General features: G+C 34.9%; 10 protein-coding genes and 1 riboswitch. Of the genes, 1 reads left to right on the forward strand and 9 read right to left on the reverse strand.

Annotation, left to right across the window (positions count from 1 at the left end; translation table 11 throughout):
* Nucleotides 1-7: 7 nt before the first annotated feature.
* Both H8S00_RS03355 and H8S00_RS03360 read right to left on the reverse strand, forming a co-directional pair.
* Nucleotides 8-7,897, reverse strand: coding sequence for a hypothetical protein (locus H8S00_RS03355; protein ID WP_118588923.1), 7,890 nt, complete (start codon nucleotides 7,895-7,897; stop codon nucleotides 8-10).
* A 468-nt stretch (nucleotides 7,898-8,365) separates the two neighbouring features.
* Nucleotides 8,366-9,730 carry a helix-turn-helix domain-containing protein gene (locus tag H8S00_RS03360; protein WP_021952637.1) on the reverse strand — a complete coding sequence of 455 codons (1,365 nt, stop codon included), beginning with the start codon at nucleotides 9,728-9,730 and terminating at the stop codon, nucleotides 8,366-8,368.
* Between the two features lie 721 nt (nucleotides 9,731-10,451).
* Nucleotides 10,452-10,549, forward strand: a riboswitch (purine riboswitch).
* Between the two features lie 87 nt (nucleotides 10,550-10,636).
* Here H8S00_RS03360 and H8S00_RS03365 point away from each other — a divergent pair.
* Complete coding sequence (locus H8S00_RS03365) at nucleotides 10,637-12,010, forward strand: NAD(P)/FAD-dependent oxidoreductase (RefSeq protein WP_021952636.1); 1,374 nt, start codon at nucleotides 10,637-10,639, stop codon at nucleotides 12,008-12,010.
* Nucleotides 12,011-12,510: 500 nt separating this feature from the next.
* Here the strand turns inward: H8S00_RS03365 and H8S00_RS03370 are convergent, their stop codons facing one another.
* From H8S00_RS03370 to H8S00_RS03400, 7 genes are all read right to left on the reverse strand, one after another.
* A complete protein-coding gene (locus H8S00_RS03370; RefSeq protein ID WP_186839986.1) occupies nucleotides 12,511-12,975 on the reverse strand; it encodes a low molecular weight protein-tyrosine-phosphatase in 465 nt (154 codons plus the stop codon).
* Nucleotides 12,976-13,226: 251 nt separating this feature from the next.
* The gene (locus H8S00_RS03375; RefSeq protein ID WP_347497876.1) at nucleotides 13,227-13,640 is read right to left on the reverse strand and encodes a site-specific integrase; all 414 of its coding nucleotides are present in this window, start codon (nucleotides 13,638-13,640) and stop codon (nucleotides 13,227-13,229) included.
* A 319-nt stretch (nucleotides 13,641-13,959) separates the two neighbouring features.
* On the reverse strand, nucleotides 13,960-14,547 hold the full coding sequence (locus tag H8S00_RS03380; RefSeq protein ID WP_118588860.1) for a helix-turn-helix transcriptional regulator: 588 nt from the start codon (nucleotides 14,545-14,547) through the stop codon (nucleotides 13,960-13,962).
* An 87-nt stretch (nucleotides 14,548-14,634) separates the two neighbouring features.
* Complete coding sequence (locus H8S00_RS03385; RefSeq protein ID WP_366459309.1) at nucleotides 14,635-14,979, reverse strand: GNAT family N-acetyltransferase; 345 nt, start codon at nucleotides 14,977-14,979, stop codon at nucleotides 14,635-14,637.
* Nucleotides 14,980-14,990: 11 nt separating this feature from the next.
* A complete protein-coding gene (locus H8S00_RS03390; RefSeq protein ID WP_118588859.1) occupies nucleotides 14,991-15,590 on the reverse strand; it encodes a TetR/AcrR family transcriptional regulator in 600 nt (199 codons plus the stop codon).
* A 147-nt stretch (nucleotides 15,591-15,737) separates the two neighbouring features.
* A complete protein-coding gene (locus tag H8S00_RS03395; protein WP_118588858.1) occupies nucleotides 15,738-16,637 on the reverse strand; it encodes a PIN domain-containing protein in 900 nt (299 codons plus the stop codon).
* Between the two features lie 98 nt (nucleotides 16,638-16,735).
* Complete coding sequence (locus H8S00_RS03400) at nucleotides 16,736-19,933, reverse strand: AAA domain-containing protein (RefSeq protein ID WP_186839987.1); 3,198 nt, start codon at nucleotides 19,931-19,933, stop codon at nucleotides 16,736-16,738.
* Nucleotides 19,934-20,189: the final 256 nt, after the last annotated feature.

Genomic DNA, 20,189 nt, shown 5'->3' on the forward strand with positions numbered 1-20,189 from the left:
TGTCCTCCTATCTGCTTATATAAAGATATGTTAAATATGACTCTTTATTTTGTGTAACAATGTACAAGGTATGGAATCCCTTTCCTAAATCCGTCAATTTACCATTTTTAGAAACCTTGGCATTTTTCATGGAACCTGCCTTTCTGATTCCCTCTTTATAGTAAATCTTAAAGGATTCACCTACCCTCTTGGATTTTTCAAGAGTAATGTCTACGTTGCTGTCAAACAATACCGTTGTGTCACAGGATGTCATTAATTCACCGTTAGCCCTTACCTTAAGGTTTGCTGAACTAATAACCTTTACATATCTGTTTACATTACGTTTGTTTCCTGCACTGTCTGTAAGAACATATGTTACCTCGTATATGCCCTGAACATTTAACTGGTTTTCACTTAACATATTTTTAATGATAATCTGTGGTGCTAAGTCCACATCATCCCACAATATGAAAGTGCTATCGTCTAATAACATTTCCTTTAATTCCTTTACGGAAGTTCCCTGAGATACACTTATTACTGATTTATTAAACTGAATGTGAGGTGCTACCTCATCTACATATTTAATTTCCAACAGCTTGTAGGATACAAGACCTGCCTCATCAGTTGCCTTTATCTGATAGCTTCCATTGGAATTAATAGGTAATGTAATCCAGTCTAACTCGTCACCTACATATTTTCCGTCTTTATTGGCATCTACCGGTGCATTAACACTGTAGTCTTTTCCCTGGAAGGTAATGGTTCCCTTTTCAGACATGGTAACCTTTACCTTGCAGTTTTCAGGAGTAACATAATCCTCCGGCATTCCTACTGCAAACACACTAGGTGGTGTCTCATCTATGTTGTTCACGGTAATTGATTTTACCGTCACATTTCCTGCCATGTCGGTAAACGTAATCTGATATGTTCCGTTTTCCTTTATTGTAAAAGGAATTTCCGTGTTAGCACCGTAGGTTGTGTCATAATCACAGCCTGTTACAAGAACCTTTTCGTCAGCTTTGTAAATTACCTTTACAGTGTTATTTTCTGTCTTTTGAGTAAATGTAACTTTTGGTGCCGTCTTATCAATAATTCCTACTAAATCAATATCCGTAAGCTCATTGCTCATGCCGTTAGGCGATGTAGCCACTACCTTAACAATTCCTAAAACCTTATTGTTAAATTCAACCTTTGCCGTTCTTCCTCCTAATTCAATAAAGGTCTTTGAGAATGTATTTTTATCCTCAACCCAGGTATCACCTTTTTGGTAGAACACCTTAAGTTCTGACACCGTCTTATCAAAGTCTAAGGACAAAGTTACCGAAGTATTAACCGGCTCTGTCGGTGCCAGCTTTTCGTATGCCTTTCCATCATTGGTGTAACATGGACTCCATGACGATACCTTAATAGTAGGCGCCTGATTATCAATTTCAGTTATCTTTGTGGTTACGGTAGTTCTGTTTCCACTCTTATCCTTAAAGGTTGTATTATAAGTTCCGTTATTAGTTATTTCTTTGTAATAATAATATCCGTCCTCATCTAATCCCATTTTTAATCCTGTGGTTACAGGAACTATGGTTCCATTCTGATTTTTAGCATCAGTATTGTCGTCGGTATAGAATTGCAACCTCATTAATGTAAAACTCTTTCCTACCTTCTTTACCGTAACTGTAGGTTTTTCCGTATCAAATTTTGACGGTGTATAACTATGGGATGTTTTATTTCCCTTTTCATCTACAGCTACAACAGTGATTGAACACTTCTTTGTTATAATTACAGTGCCATCATTTTCTGAAACCTTCACTCCGTCAATTTTCCGGGAAGAGCTGTCATAGGTAACGTCCTTTGCAGATGCATTTAAACCATTTAATACAACTATTTTTGACTTACTTTGGTCAAATAAAGTGTATTTGATTTTGTATCCGCCGGTATAACCTATGTCCTCAGCAATTTCCTCAAAGGAGTCACTGTCAGGATTCCATGATGTTTTGTATTCAGCCATACCATCATATACGGCATACACCTCTGCTGAAATACCCGGTGCATCCTTATCTTCCCTTTCTTCTCCCTCCTCAGGGACCGGCGTCTCATATGGTGTCATTATCAGTTCATCCGGCAATGTTACCGTAACCGGCTTTCCTTCATTTCCACATTCATCTGCATATTCAAAGGTGTAGCTTCTATTCATATCCTTTGAATATGTAAATGTATATTTAAGTTCCTTTCCATTTACTGCATATATGTCCTCTGATGGAGAAGATATATACACATCTATGTCATTATTTGTAGTAAGGTACAGCAAATCTTCAGGATTAATAACTGCTCCTGTGTAAATATCGCCGTTTTCCTTAAATACCCATGTTACCTGAACGTCATCCGGTGCTTTTTTATCAATATTTCCTACGGAAACATTGTATTCAACAGTTTTTTCCTCTGCAGCGCCCTTTACCGTAAGGTTAAAGGTAACTGAGTCATTTTGACTAAACTCTATGGTTGCCTTGGACTTATCTTTATTCCAGGTTATCTTATAGTTGTCGCTTTCTTCACTGCCCTCCTTAAGACTAAGCTCAGCTTTTTTATCCACTCCTGTAATTGTAGCTACAACATTCTGGTTAGTTTTTGACAATGTACTATACTGAATGTCTGCCGCATAATTTCCAAAGAAATCTTCAACCTTAAAAGTTTCCTTATACCTGTTATTATAAACATCCTTATATTCAATACTGTATGTTCCGTCCTTACTGATTCCAAAGTAATCCTTTAATACAATATCTCCTAAGTCTGCTCCTTCAAAGTAATGTCCCATTTCCTCTGCCTTGGTGATAGGGAATCTATCCATCATATCCATTCTTTCATATACTTTTTCAGGAACATCATTTCCGTTTATGTTAGTTACCATTACATTGGCAGTAAATTCCAAGGTAATCATTTCAGCGTCCGGCTGAGGGCATACCTCCTTGATTTTAGGAACATTATTTAGTCCGTAAAACTCCCTGCCATCAGTGGTTATTTTTTTGTCCAACTCATTTCCTACCTGGTCGCTTACATTGATTTCCACTGTATGGTTAACTTTTTCCTTGTACTTCTTTGTGGCATCTATATCATCATTCATTTTTATATATATGTTGAGATAATATCTGCCATCCTGTTCAGGGCCAAAGGATATCTGAATTTCCTTCATTCCTGTATTTTCAAGTCTTTGTCTGCCAATATAGGTTCCACCGTAGCCGTCTCCGTAATCCCACTTATCACTTAAATCCACAGCATATGGTTCTCTTCCATCTACTGATATTTTAATGTCTGATTCCATTAACGACTTATCATCTAAAACTTCCACCTCTAAACTTGCATTTTCCATGTAACCGTTAAATTCCCCTTCACTATCAAGAGAAATATAAGTTGCAGGATTTACAGACTTAAAGGAAGCTGTTGGCACATAACTGTCTATGTTTTCAATATAAAACTGTCTGAAAGATAAATTGTAATATCCGTCTATTGCATAATACAAATGTCTTCCGTTTTTACTGTAATTAAAGGTTCTTTCATCTATTGCATTAACTTTTGACTCATCCCCCTTAAAATCAGTTTCGTAAAGATTTACATCTTTAATTACTAAGTCACTGCTAATTTCCATAACCCTTGCTTCCATAGTTGTTACAACCTTATCCGGTTTGTCAACATCTATGTTAAGGGTTGGTGCCTTAGTGTGATACATAATTTCTATTTCATGAATTTCAGACTTATTTCCGCCTATGTTCATAATCTGATATGAAATAGTATTTGAACCTTCAAACACAGGTATTTCACATACAGTGTCTGAAATGTCTGATGAATAAAAATCTTCAGGAGTTTCTGCATTTTTAACTTTTGCAGCATCAATTGGTTTAATGTTAATGGACATTGTTTTGTCTGTGTCATTAAAACTTTCAAACTTGAACCATTTTACTGCTCTGACATTTTCTCCGTCTCCTGCCCATACTTTTATCCAGTAATTATCCAAATCATCTTTTTCCATGGCGTTTATTGACATTTTAATTGTTCTGTCATATGAAATTACCTGATTATCATCATAGGTGTCTGTGGCACAGTTTCCAAGATATAATGTATCTGCATCATATGCCTCCTTAAAATCAGATGTATAATCCTTTTCTCTTTCCTGTACAAAACTTCTTGTAAAGTTATAGTCTCCGGTTTTTACAAAGCCGTAATATGGTGGCTTTTCGTCATTTCCATGTTCGTCCTTAGCGGTAAAATTAATTTTGGTTGATACACTGTCAATACCAAAAGCTTCCGTCATTTCATTAGAATAATCATACAGGTAAATATCATCGTAGGTAGCTGTTGAAATACAATCCTTTGCCTTTCCATCTACATAATTACAAATAGATACTTCCACTGCATAATGACCATTTTCTAACTTAAGGTCTTCCGGTATGGTTATTTCATCAGTTGTAACTCCTGTTGCTAACTGCCACTGGTAAACATATTTTCCTGTGTCTACATTTTTAAGCTTAATATATGTATTTTCAGAATTGTAATTTATATCCTCTGTCACAAAATCATTAGTTCTGATATTTGATATTTTAAAACTGAACTTTGCATTTTTAAGGCTGGATAAATACTCCGGCTGATAATCTTCCGGGTTATACTGATAACAAAGTCTTTTATCTACCTGCTGTCCATAATTACCCTTAGCCGTCAATTCAACCTTCAATGCCTTTCTGGCATAAATGTGATACAGATTAAGTTCTATATCCTGAGTATCTGACAGGGAATACATATCAGGAATCATAATAAATGAATCCTTAATTAATTTTCCCTTTGAAGCATCAAATTTAATAGTGCCGGTGCCCCATTCAAATGCTGATGCCTTAAATCCGGTACCTGCCATTACATTTAATTTTCCATAGTATTTATCTGATGCTATAGCCAAAAATCTCTGTCTGTATGTACCATTATCTGCTAATTTTGCCGCCTCTGCAATGGTGTACTCACTGCCACTGCCGGTGATTTTGGCATATGTCCACAGTTTTATTTTGTTTTTATCATATTCATCAGAATATGGGAAATCATCTCCATTTAAAAATTCTTCCCTATTTAATGCAATATAGGCTGACTTTCCAGACTGCTTTCTGACAAAATAGTAACCTTCATTACAAGGGTCTTCAATGGCAACAAACATACCTACATCGTTACTACTTGATGTAAAAGGTCCATCTACCACTAATGATGATTTTTTGTTTGGAACATCTGTTGGTAATGAAATCTGCATTTCCGGCATAGTCATATCAATGTTTGCTGTAACTAACTTTCCACTTGTAGTACTATTCTTATTTTTTGATACATCCCGTGCATACACATAAAGATCTCCGGAATAAACCTGATTCTGAGTCACATTTTCCGTTTTTATGGTTGCAATACATTCCGTTACTTTTCCGTTATTTGTTTTTACTTTTTCTACCATACCGGCAGGTAAAACTTTGTATGATTTTAAATCCGGAACCACTTCCCCCTTTTTAACCCATATATACTTTATGGCGTTTATATCAACACCACCTTCGTCTTTAATTCTGACTTTAGCTTCCTGATATGCGCTGTTGTCTGCATTTTCCTTAAGACTTATTCCTCTATATGAAATTTCAGGGCTAATCTTATCTTCAGGATTATAATTATATTTAATGGTAGCTGTAGCTAAGTTAGTGTTTACATCTGCCGCCGTCATTTTGACCTTTATACCTGATGTAACCGGGGAATAGTCAATTTCGTCAATAAATTTCAGATACAAATATACATAAGTCCTTTCTCCTGTAAGAGTAAAGGTTGTATCACTGTCATCTGTTCCTTCTAATATCAGATTTTTGTTTGATTCCCCTTCCTTAAATGTTCTTCGGGAAAGCTCGCTTTTGCTAAGTTCCTTCGGTGACAAAATATACCTGAATTTTTTAACGGTGCTGCTTTGCAAATCAACACTTATAGAGCCTTTTCCATCTCTGACACCGGAAGCAAAAGGCTTTTTATCACTTCCGCTTTCCTCATCATTATCAGTTGTGTTAAGGACAATTCTATACACCTCTCCGGTTATATCGCATCTTGCCATATCATAAGTTTTAGTGTCATCAGGCACACTATCTTCCACCATAATTACAGGTGCCTTATTATCTAAGTAAAATGTTTTTGATGTGTCATTTCTTAAATCTCCAACGGTACCTGCCTCGTTATCCGAATAGTCTTTTAACAAATTTCTATTTTCAATATCTAATATGGTTATTCTGTAGTCTTCCTTCTTTTTCCCACTGGATTTTGGTTTTATAACCATATCACCAGTGATGGTTACCGGTTCAAAAGTGATTTTGGTGGAATCACCATAGTAAATACTTTTAGCTTTTGCCGTAATCTGTTTTCCTGCGGAACTATATATATTAAACTTTGCCTGTATTTTGGCAAGGTTTGTTCCGGAAACTTTTTTAATATTTTCATTATATTCCACACTGGCTGTTAATTTTGTTCCTACTTTTAAATAATAGTTTTCGTTGTCATTTAAATTGTTTATTTTCTGATTAGATGAAAGCTTAACACTTTTAATGTTAGGGCTTACTGCATCTAAATAAACCCTGCTTATGCTTACACCGTTTTTGTAGGCAGAATCATCCCTGAAGCTGTTGATATCCAACGGATTTCCTGCAATATCAGTAATGGCACTGGTGGTCTTTTTAATTTCATTTTCAAATTTAGTGGAATCGTTTATACCACTTTTTAATTTTGATATGGTTGAACTACTGTTTGAAAGTGTATTTCCATTGTTATCTAAAAATGCACGGTCAAATTTTGAGTTCTTATTTGCTGATGATTTCACTATAAGACTGCTTTGTTTATCAATGTCTGCAAGACCTGATACAAAGTAATCCATAGCCTCTGTTTTGTTATTTACCTTAATAGTTGCCGGTATGTCGTAAGAGAAAATTGCCGTATCATTCTTTAAACTAACAAGTTTTGCCTGAATGTGGGTAGCATTCTTTGTATTTTTCTTTGCTAAAGACAAACCTAACTTAATATTAGTAGACTGTTTACTTGAATTCTTGTTATCTGCCAAACGTACATATTCACTGAATTTTACCTTAGCGTAAAGGGTCTGACCTGCCTTAAAATAGGTCGTTTCACTGTCGCTGTTAGCTGCTGAAGTAATTTTTATACTTGAAATAGTAGGTGCCTTTGTATCCTTTAATGCTATAGATACATTTTCTATGTATGCACCACTACAACCGTCACAGCCTTTTTTTGCAGTCATATATACTACAAGACGGTTTTTGTAACCTCTGTCAGGATTAGTTGTATTCCAGCATCCGTTTCCTCCAATTTCTGAATAATCAGAATTGTCTTTTGTTTCAAATAGTCTGCCATAAAACCAGTCATTGTTATCGGCTTTTGGGTATCCGAAAATTATTTTTCCGTACTGTTTTATTTTGTTCCAATGACGTTTTGTACTTCTATGATTATGGTTTTTAACATTTGCACAAATGCTTTGCTCAATCTGACCTTTCTTTGCTAAATCATAGAGGCCAACAAACTTACTGCTTTTTAATTCAGCCCAGTAAGATTTTCCTGCGCCTCCATGCCTGTTCTGGTATGTAAGACCCAGCATATTTACATTGTTAAATGCACTTCCGTTCCTTGAATCTTCTGCTAAGGAGTTGGTTCTTGTTAATGCTTTGTATACGTTATCGGCATTGTCCCCTGACAACATATCGTTGCACATTAAGGAAACTCCTATTTTTTTAGGTTCGTAAGTAACTGCCGCATTTACATTAACAGCACCTCTAAAAAATTCCACAGCCGGAATACTTGTAACCACTATCGCCGTGGCAAGTATTGTGCTTAGAATCTTTTTGCTTTGTTTTAAAGTTTTAAATCTGTGTTTTGGCATAGATTCATCTCCTTCCTTCCCGTTTTTATTATATTATGTAAGTTTCAAAAGTATAAATTACAATTGCGTATAAATCGGGCTTTGTTTATAAGTAAAATTATAAACGAAAGAAGTTTTTCTGCCATCGTACGTTTTTAAGGAAAAATGGACATTTCCCCGGGATTCTACCTTTGTGCATCGGCTCTTAAGTGATGTGCAAAGGTGATATATACGTTTTTTGGGGTTCTATCTTTGTGCACCAACTTTTAAGTGATATGCAAAGGTGGTATATACGTTTTTCCGGGGAGATTATCTGGGAATGAAGTCATTTTGTTGTTGGACTTTATCTAAGTATGAAGTCTTTTGGCTGTTGTTCGGGCTGTTATGGTAGTATAGAGTTATTTGGCTATAAGCTGTTATTCGGGCTATTATGCAGTATAGAGTTATTCGGCTTGTTATTGTAGCATGGAGTCCTTTAGCTATAAGCTATTATCGCAGCATAAAATCCTTTAGTTGTTTTCTGTTGGTTATATTTAGTTTATTAAATACGCAGGTTAAATGTTGTTTTACCGTTCTTTGGGTAATATCCATATATTCTGCTATTTCCTTATTTGTCCATCCTCTGTTGGCAAGCATGGCAATGGTAAATTCCGTGGTGGTTAGGTTATCCGCCACATCCTCGTTAGTATCAGGATTGTGGATTCGTCTCCAACCGGCGCTGAATCTATATGTAATATCAATTATTCTGGCATAATCCTTTGGATATTCTTTTCTCATACAGGTTTCTATCAACCCCTGCAAAAGCCCATGATGCTCTCCTATTCCTTCTATTAAATCGTCAGGCTTTGCAATTCTCCATGCCTCCATAAAGTATTTTTTTGCCTCGTCCTTTTTCATCATATTCATGGCATCCATTGCTGCCACAAGATTTAAATATATCATAGCTATTGGGTATGTTTTGTCACAGGTCATAATGCATGCCTGAACAATTCCTAATGAACGCTCATATTCCTTATTAAGATACGCCTTGTGAGCCAAAACATATACTCCCCACAACTGCATTCCTTTGGTAAATTCCGTAAGGTATTCAGACAATGGTGGTATATGACCTACCGGAAGATGAAGCAGCGTGTGAGCCGCCGAAGCAACAAATACGCAACATGCCCTTGTTTTTTTGTCGGTGTTTTCAGCCATGGCTTTTTCAAGATATTCTTTTAGCCTCTCAAGACCAAGTCTTGCCGAATTGATTCTGTCTAATGACAGATTTGCAAAGGTATATATAAGACTTGCCGACAATTTAAGCATTATATCCTCATGATTTAAGTACATTTCAGCGTATGTAACTGCCTTTTCATGGTGACCGCTAAAGTAATAATACTCAGCGTATGCCATTTCCTTTTGTGGAATATCTTCTATGTTCTCAATAAATTCAAGACATTTTCCAAGAGGAAATGCCGAGCTCATAAGTAACATGGCAGTTCTGGTGATGTTAGGCGTTGTGGTTCTGGCAGGCGTTGTGATAACGGATGTTTTTTTGGTGTCCACACTGTTGTTATTTTCCGTAAAATCATCTGTACTAATGTTTTTCATTGTGCCATGGAATATCACCGGGTTATCCACACTATTGTTACCTGCTTTTTTGTCTGTCAATCCTAAAATATAGTCTGCCGACACTCCAAATTCCTTTGTCATTGCAATTAATATCTCACTGCTTATAGTTTTAGTTTCTTCATTTACTATTCGGCTGATTTGAGACGGAGTAACTCCTAATCTTCTGGCAAGCTCACTTCTGGATATGCCCGCCTCCTGACATAATGACATAATTATCTGACCTGATGTTTTGTCCAAATTCATTTTATTCCTGCTCCCTTCATATTTAAACTATAGCACACATTAAAAGCCATTGCAAATTTGCAAAAGTGGGTGATGGAGGAATTGTGGTAAGTGTGGGGCTTGTAAATACTTGCGGGAGATTCTTGTGGGAATTGTTGTGATTCCGGGATGTGGTGATATTCCCGGATGGATGCTGCGTGGGGTGGATGGTGAATGTTACGTGGGGTGGATGGTGAATGCTACGTGGGGTGGGATTCTGTGAGGTCCCGAGGGGGTGGGACGTTGTGATGTTTCTGTGGGGACGTTACATTAATATGAGTATTTTTGTAGATTTTTAATGTAGATAATTCAAATTTTTATAGCTTGGTGGAAGATAATTAGGCTTGTTTTTAGGAAATTACATTAATATATCAATTCTTGTATTTTTTTATTGTAAATATATGCATTTTGATTTCTAAATGAATTTTAAATTACAATAAAATATTTGTTTCACTTGATTTTTATTGTAATTTTTTTATCTGATGTTGACTTAGCTAACAATATGGGCGAGTTGTAATTAAAATTTACAATAAAATATGATTATTTTCCAATTATTAATGTAAAAACCCGAGATTAAGTTTCCTTGGGTATTAAAATTTACAACAGAATTTCAGATATTGTGTTTTTTTATGTAATTAATAAGGTGCCGGGGATTTTTCACAACATTTTCTCATAACATTCACTATTGCTTTTATGTATTATTTCTGATATTATCTGTAAGGATTATATAAGTTCATAATACGGATGAACGTTTCTACTAACTGCCGCAAATAGTTATCTATAACCGCTTTTATAGATATACTTTATTTAGCGGTATTTTTTTGCGTTTTTGGCAATTTCACACCGACTAAATAAGTTGGCATTACATATTAAATTAGGAGGATTTTTATGAAGCATTACGACGTTATTATTATTGGAGCCGGTCCTGGAGGTATTTTTGCAGCTTACGAGCTAACCAGAAAAAAGCCTGAACTTTCAATTGCCGTTTTTGAGGAGGGTCACAAGCTTTCCATGAGAAAATGTCCTATTGACGGCAATAAAGTTCCTAATTGCATCAACTGTAAAAGCTGTTCTATTATGAGTGGCTTTGGTGGCGCCGGAGCTTTTTCTGATGGAAAATACAATATTACAAATGATTTTGGTGGAACATTATACGAACACATTGGAAAAACAAAGGCTCTTGATTTAATGAGATATGTGGACGATATTAATATGTCCCACGGTGGAGAAGGGACCCATTTGTACTCTACCGCCGGAACTAAATTTAAGAAAATATGTATGCAAAACAAGTTAAAACTTTTAGATGCATCGGTTCGACATTTAGGAACGGATATTAACTACGTTGTTTTGGAAAATTTATATAATGAATTAAAAGAAACTATTGATTTTTACTTTGATACACCTGTGGTTTCAATCGAGAAAACAGACGACGGCTATGTTATTCATACGGCGGATGGCTCCTTTGAAAGCCCTAAATGTATTGTTTCTGTTGGTCGAAGCGGAAGCAAATGGATGGAAAAAGTTTGTCACGAAATGGATATCCCAACCAAATCAAATCGTGTGGATATTGGTGTCCGTGTGGAACTCCCTGCTGTTATTTTTTCCCATCTTACAGACGAACTCTATGAAAGCAAAATTGTTTACCGTACACAACAATTCGAGGATAACGTCCGTACTTTCTGTATGAATCCTCACGGTATTGTGGTAAACGAAAATACAAACGGCATTGTAACGGTCAATGGACACAGTTACGAAAGCGAAGAAATGCAGACTAAAAATACTAACTTTGCCCTTCTTGTGGCTAAGCATTTTTCAGAACCTTTCAAAGATAGTAACGGCTACGGCGAAAGCATTGCCAGACTTTCAAATATGTTAGGGGGTGGCGTTATTGTTCAGCGTTTTGGCGATTTGGTAAGAGGTCGACGCAGCACTGAGAACCGTATCGAGGAAGGACTTGTTACTCCTACTCTCTCAGCAACTCCGGGAGATTTAAGTCTTGTGCTTCCTAAACGTATTTTAGACGGCATTATTGAAATGATTTATGCATTAGATAAAATCGCTCCGGGAACAGCTAATGACGATACTTTGCTCTACGGAGTAGAGGTTAAATTCTACAATATGGAAGTGGAACTTAATGACAATCTTGAATGTAAATACAATGGATTATATATTATCGGGGACGGCAGTGGCGTAACCCACTCACTGTCTCATGCATCCGCAAGCGGTGTATATGTTGCAAGGGATATCTGTGAGAAGATGTAGCGATGTGTTGGGAGTAAAAGTTGGAATCTTTGGAGGTTGTCTTGCAGATTCAGATTGATGATTAGCTGAGAAATTGTTATGATAGTTGGAAACGGCAAAATTACATTAATAAATTTGTTTTAATATAATTTTGCCGTATTTTTCCTTATTGAAACTAATGTAGAGTATAAAAAGTACATTTTTTTCCTGATTTTTTCAATATTTACTGTAAATAATTGAATTTAATGGCTGGTATGACTAATTTTTTCATGATATTTACATTAAATAAAGTATTAAATAAGAATATTATTGTACCGGACTTAAATTGACTAATTTTCACTTTCTAAAAATACAATAATATTCTTGTATTTTTAGCTTTTTCCTGTAATTAACGTTTATAGCAAATGATATGAGAACTATGTGCCTGAAAATAAATGCGCTATATACTAAAATTAATTTTTCAATACAAAACTACTTAGCATATGTTGTAAGCAAGCAGAAATTTTTACTTTATAAACTTGTTAAGACTTCTGTTGTAAATATTCCAGAAAGCCTCTGCATCCCCGCACCACATCAGAATATGTGATATCAAAATTTCCTGTGTACCACGGATCCGCTATGTCTGCCGAATCGTTGGCGAAAGTCAACAGTTTGTACACCTTGTTGTCCTTATCTCTTCCAATAATTCTCATAATATTTTTTTTATTTGCAGTGTCCATTCCTATGATGTAGTCAAAATATTCGTAATCCTGTTTTGTCATCCTTCTTGCACGATGATTTCCGCAGTAAATTCCTTCAAGATTTAGCTTGTTTCTAGTTCCTGGATGGACGGGATTTCCAATTTCTTCGTAGCTTGTAGCTGCTGAGTCGATGTAAAACTGCCAGGCTATGCCTTCCTGTTCAACCATATGTTGAAGGACGTATTGTGCCATGGTGGAACGGCAGATATTGCCGTGGCAGATAAATAAAATCTTGATTTTTCTCATATTTCCAGTATTTTCGGGCTTTTCAAGCCTTTTTACCTTTCTTCATTTTTCACTTATTCTAGCATATTTTGGCATATCTTTGCATATTTTTTGTCATCAATTTTGGTAAAAACTTTGGTAAATTTCAAGTCTGCACCAAAGGCAAATCTGCCATTGGGAATCGACAGGTAAGAAATTGGGGATTAATATATATACTGGCATTCAGCCATTTTTCTCTCATTTTCATCAGGTCATTATGAATTAATTGCTTTTTAAAAATCTTCCTGTGCATCCTGAAATTTAACATGAGTATAGGTATTCATCGTAACACTGATATCCGAGTGTCCCATAATATACTGAAGTATCTTCGGATTCATTCCCGACTTAGCCATATTAGAACAAAACGTATGACGACACATATGCGGTGTGATTGGCGGCATCTGAACCTTATATATGCTATTGTACTTTTCCCGAATATGCTGAAAATACTTTTCCCAATGTAATGCCACCATAGGCATATCATTCTTATCAAGGAATAAAAATCCTGTCATTCCATCAACCATCGGTTCAACTTTGGGATTGACCCTGCCCTTAAGTATTCTCTTGAAACAAGCCGCCACCTCACCAGACATTGGAACATATCTCTCGCCACTTTCTGTCTTAGGCTTTTCAATGATATATTGCATCTGACTTGTTCTCTGTAATTGGAGAACTAAGTATTATGTACGAAGGACGCCTTCCAGAATAGGCAATATTCCATCGCAAAGCAGGCGGCAGAAACGCCTGCTCTTGACATGCGTTTTAGTAACTGTTATATATAAACAAAGGGCGAAAAGCTGATTTTTCAAGCCTTTCGCCTATCATTATCATAAAAGAATCTAATTTACAGACTTTTCTTCATAGTCTCCGATTTTTAAGTTCTCACCTTACATCATTCCTCTCTTTCCTATGTAATTTCATCAGTTCCACATCTCACCCCCTTATCCGCTGTCTCACTCTTCCCTCCTAATTTTCCCAAGCATTCATAATCAATCCAATTAATATACAAATAACAAAGGTAATCACAGCACTTGCACCAACTATTAAAACTTTCTGATATGGACGCTTACCTATCTCCCGTTGCTTTTGTATATCATCCAGCAATTTTCCTTCGGAAAATGCAACAATTTCCTTATATGTTTTGACGTCATTGTTTTTCTTCACTTTTTCCACCTTTATCCCCCAATATAAAGCAACCGCATAAATAATTCCCCATGGAATAAATGCCCATATGCCAAGCCATATAAATAATGGTACCGCTGATACAACAGTAATGCCCAGGGCCACCGTATAGATGACTCCATACCGATTCATTTTTTCAACTTCTTCTTTTTTGATTACTTCTTTCATAATATCAACATCTCCTTTAATTAATTTATCAAGAGATACATGGAAAATTTCCCCCAATAAGATTAAACTCTTAACATCCGGGTAGCATTTATCATTTTCCCAGTTTGAAATTGTCTGTCTGGAAACATAAACACGATAAGCTAATTCTTCCTGAGACATATTTGCTTCCTGACGATATGTTTTTATTTGCTTTCCCAATTCCATTTCTTTACCTCCCTTGCGTACTTAATATTAACCCCCAAGCCTGTTTTTGGCTATCAAAAATACTTTACATACGATAGATTTACCATGTCAAATGTATTTTACATAGCAAAAAAATGATGCATCCTCTCCCTCCGGCAATCCATAATAACGTATTCCGAACTCACTGGCCTGCTTAAAGCCGCTTTTGCCGTAAAAATCAATATTCCCTTCAAAACATAATGCCCCGCAGCCAAAATTTGCTGCTTTTTCCAAGGAATAATCAAGCAACATTTTTCCATATCCTTTACCTTTAAATTCATTTTTTATGCAAATTGGTCCCATAGTCATAATTGGGATTTTTCTTCCATCATCTGCTGCTATAGTTGCCTTCATAAACATATTCTGTCCTATTAACTCCCCATCCTTATACATAACAAAGTCAAGTTCCGGCACAAATGCCGAATTTATTGCTTAATTTCAATTTCCTTCGCCATACTGCATATAGCTGATTCAAATTCTTTTTTTATCTTTTTCTTATCTTTTGCGCCATCATAAGCACTGTAATAAAAATACATGGTTCCATAGAATCTAACTGCCTTTTCATTAGCATTCTCAATATTCATGACAGCAAACAAATCCTTTACATATGAGACAGGCCCTGACGCAAGGTACTGTTGATACAATTTCTGCATTTCTTCGCTTCTAAACTGCTCTATTGTCAGCATCTTTCTAAAAGATGAAGGGAAATCATCCTCCGTCCAATACTCAAACATAGATTTACTATATTGAATAAAATCCTCCAAAGAAATAGTCTCGTATTTCTCCGGCATACTTTCTTTATTATCTTCAGGCATATTGTTGTCTGCCGCCTGCTCACTATCTTCCTGTTCCATACGCTGTACAATGCAATCAAAAATATCTCTTTTACTTTTAAAATGGCGATACAACGCTCCCTTTGTTATGCCCAATGCTCCGGCTATCTGACTTACAGAAACTGCCTCATAACCATCTCTCGCAAACAAATGAAGTGCCACAATTAATATTTCTTCTTTTCTGTTCCTCATTTTCAGTTACCTCCATATGTAAATAAACGACCGTTCACTTTTATTCTAGTAAACGGTCGTTTATTTGTCAAGTTTATGTATTTATTAGTTTAATATTATTTTATCTTTAATTTGTCATCCTTAATAATTTTTCTATATGAAAGTCATTTACTTTCCCGGCAGCTCCTTAATCAAAGGTTGTACCACTTTATAGATATGGGAAACCACTTCTCCGTCCGTATATAACTTAGACAAACCATTGTTCACCTGTTGCTTTGATTCCGCATTCAGGATAGTTTGTATAATTTCCTCTTTACAATCTGTATATACTTTTTTCTTAAAATGCTGCCCGAAAAAAGAACGAACCCGCGACTCCCTTTTTGTATCTTTGTTTTTGGATTGCACAAAATCTTCAAGAATTGACTTTATATCTCCATACACATCTGAATAGTTTTCAAAATCTTTCTTTATATCATTGTGTATTCCACTTAACATTCTTTCATCATTGCAATGAGTTACTACATACTTGCAAATCCGATTTGCTGAGCTGTGATCGTATCCCCTATTAACAAGATTGTGTTGTATAAAAATATTTAACTCACATCTATCCTTTCCATCAAGCCTATATGCCATACCGGCACTAATTCTGCCATTGGCAGTTTGGGAATTACTTTTAGGCTGTGAACCTGCCTGTTTTGTTTTCTTCTGAACAGGTTCATTTCCAGGCAACTTCTCCTTACGGGAAATATTCTGATAACCTTCCTCTTTCCAGAATTTCACTATATTATCATAATCCTTATCTTTACTAATAATCACATAACAACAATCTTTCCCATGAATACCTAACAAATATCCCAAATAAGATACCAAATGCATATCTAATGATTGCTTTTTAGCAGGTACTAAATGAGATTTAATATCTCCATTAATCCAAAATACATCTTTATTTATATTTGTAGCATTTTGTGTTGAAAAAATATGCATGTGATCCGTTTTAGTCATACTTTTAATATTGGCAATGCCCTCATTATGAACATTTTCAAAATCAATTAAATAATATGTTTCCATTTATTCACTTCCTCCAATGGCAAAATAAACCATAATATACTGTATTTTAATATAGTCTGCAAATTATGTCTACAAAATATCTTATTCATCATTAATATTCAGACCTGTATTTCAGATGCACTCTTATCCCCTACCTTGTTGTCCATCTGATGAGTATTATAATTTTTAATAATACTATATGTATCTCTAACAACATCACTGCCCAAATCCAAATATAATCTTTTGTCACCAATAATATAAAATTCTTCTTTTGAACGGGTTACTGCAACATTCATCATATTAGGTTCTTCCACTGCCCATCTTGCAGCTCCTCTACTGTTTTTATCAGCACCTAATACTAGGAATACGATAGGTGCTTCTTTTCCCTGAAAAGTGTGAATCGTTCCAACATTTGTAGGCTTATTCTTCTCATCATACCTGGTAAACTCTATATTCTTTAATAGTTTTGCCAGTTGATATGCAACATTTGCAAACGGAGTAATTACATATATCGTATCTTTTTCATTCCTGTCTATTATTTTTTTGTCATTTTGAATCATTGCCTCTATTTTTCGCAACAGAAATCTTCCCTGTTCTTCAACATATTTGTCACTTGCCGTTCCACCAATGTCAAACCAATCCACCTTTCCCTTTCCTTCAACACCTTGAACCATATAGCCATTATAGGAAATTTTATTGGAGATTTTAAACATCGGACTTTTACATCTTCTATGAACCCACAACGGTATTCCAACCCATGACTCCCATGCTTCATCCTGCTCTTTATAAAATCCATATTTACTTATTTCGTCTGCAAGGGTTTGTGTCGATGCTGTGCCTGATAAATATTTTTCACTCACATTAAAATGTTCACCAAGCATTGCTAATACATTAGAATCTAATGTTAATACCGGCTTTATTTGTTCTGGATCTCCTAACACCATAATGTGCTTGCTGCGATTTATGGCTCCTACACTTGCCTGTGGCAATGCCTGTCCTCCCTCATCTATAAATAAATGTCCCAATGTTGATGTTCCAAGATTTTCACACATCCGTGAAAAACTGGCAAATGTTGAGCTTATTACAGGTATCGCCATATTTATCCAGTTCCATGCTGACAAAACCAAGGTCTTTTCATATATTCCCTCTTTCTGCCTATTCCATACCATTATGGCTTTTTTTATACTCTTCAAATTATCATACAAAAATTGCTTTCTTACTTTTAGCGCCGCAATAAATAATTTGGATTGAGCAATTCTGTATATTTCCTCAAACCATGGATTAGACAATTGTAATTCTTCATATTCTAAGCCCATATCAAGCTTCTTGAAATTTTTATCACTTATTCTATTTTTATAATTTTTGCATTTTTCTTCAACCTTTGTTATTTCACCCTCTCGCTTTATTATCCACTCATCAAATATACATTTTTCTTGTTTTTCCTTTGAAAGCAATTCATCTAATTCATTTTGACGTTCCTGAATTTTTGAATTTATCTTTCTTCTCTCACATTCAATCTCTTCGCTTTGACTTATGCACTCTTCAAGTCGCTGACCGACCTCTCCTGTTTTTTTCTTATATTCCTTTTTAGTTTTCGGTAATGAAAAAAATCGTGGTTTCCGGTTTAATAATAATTGTATGCACCATTCTATACTTTGTCTGTTTTTATCAACCATCTCCTTGCTCTGTTCTATATCTTCGTACTGTTTTTTTAAATCATCAATGTCCAGACTTTTTTCCTTGTTCATCTCCCTATATTGAGCCAATTTACATTCTAATTCAACTCTCTTTGTTTCTTTAGTCTTTTTATAATTCTCCTGTAATTTTTTTAATAAAATACAGCATTTTTCATATTCTTGTATATTTTTATAATATCTTTGTGCTTTTCGCCTAATATTTTCTACCTGATTATAGTAAGTTAAAAATTTCTCATATACTCCTTTGTCTGAAATATATTCTTTTTCCAAATGATTAAGCATGTGCTTAATATTCATGATAATATTTGCCATATTACTCTTCTTTCCCCCTTCAAGAGAAAAAGTCCCCCAACACATATCTTCACCCGGATTTCTTTTCATTATAAGTTTCTCTTGCTTTTTTCCGCTTTCCTTATCCTCTATCCATTCTGACGACAATTCTGAATTTGCAATCTCCCAAAAATAATCGGCTTCTTTTAATTCCTCTACAAATTTATCGTCTATTCCTTGTATAAGTGGAAGCTCATTAACAATATTTTGGACGGCACTATTATTAGAACTTGCAACAATAATATTATTTTCAGCAATATTTTCAGGCATTTTCCCAATACATATATTTTCATAATATCCCTTTGTTGGATTTGCCTTTATAACTTTATCAGATAAATTAGCTATTTCGTATGCCTGTCTTACCAGCAATTCCGCAAAGATATCCTTTAACAGGGTTGTTTTTCCAGTTCCCGGTGGTCCATTAACGCTTCTTATTTGACTGTTGTCATAGCCAATTGCAAGATTAACAGCAACCTGTTGCATAAAACTAAGAGAATATTTTGTTTTACTCGGGAATCTGGCAATGGGATAATTTTTAGGTTGTAGAATTTTTTCAAAAATATCAGGATTAAAGTTAACTGACGTATTTTTACTATCCAAATTGATTCTTTTATTTACTTTTCCCAGAAGATACCTATCCAAATTGGAAGAACAATCTTTCTTTGCCCTTTCCAAATCTTCCACAAAAAATGAATGCATATTTGCTGCATCGGTGTCTAAATTATTTACTAACTGGAATCTACAATTTTTCAAATTGACTTCATACTTATTTATAATGTAGTTCATTGCATCATTGAATTTTACTTTCTTGTTAATAAAATCTATATTTTCTTCATTCTCATCTTCCATAAATAATTGTGAAATCTGTGTTTTAAACTCACGCTCATATTCATTAAATGTATTTTTTATTGGAATTTCTTTAAAATTACGAATATAGGTGCTTATGGTAACAAATGTAAGGTCCTCCCGTAATGCTAAATTCTTATCGAATCCTAATGCAAAACTAAATTTTTCTCCAACTCTAATTTCCTCATCCGTAGGTTCTAAATTATATTTTTTGCGAATTATCTCTACCACTTCGTTAAACCCAAAGATTTCAAAGTAAACAACTATTCCTGCATCTTTTTGATTTTTATCGAATTTTCTTTCCTGTATTTTTTGAGCAAACATACTATAAAAATCTGTTTTTCCGTCAAATGATTTAATTGATTTATCTCTTATATTTATATTTCCTTCAGTTAAATGTTCCACCATAATCCATGCATTTAGAATATTTTCTTTTCTGCTCATTTTCATTTTCCTCTCTTGTCATGTCAAGCTAATTATTCATACTTTTTTCAAGACTCATTTTTTAATACTTTCAAATTATACCATATATTACCATATTTCGTCTTCTACTTTTTATGTAGGATGGGGCTCAATTTATACCTTTTAATTGAAAATCTTTTGTAAAAAAATAGACAGTCACCCCCAACTGTCTATCCATAAATGAAACCTGCAATACAAATAATTGTTCTATTCACCAGCTTCATTAATAATTCTATCC

This window comes from Eubacterium segne (assembly GCF_014287775.1).
Classification (GTDB): Bacteria; Bacillota; Clostridia; order Lachnospirales; family Lachnospiraceae; genus Eubacterium_G; species Eubacterium_G segne.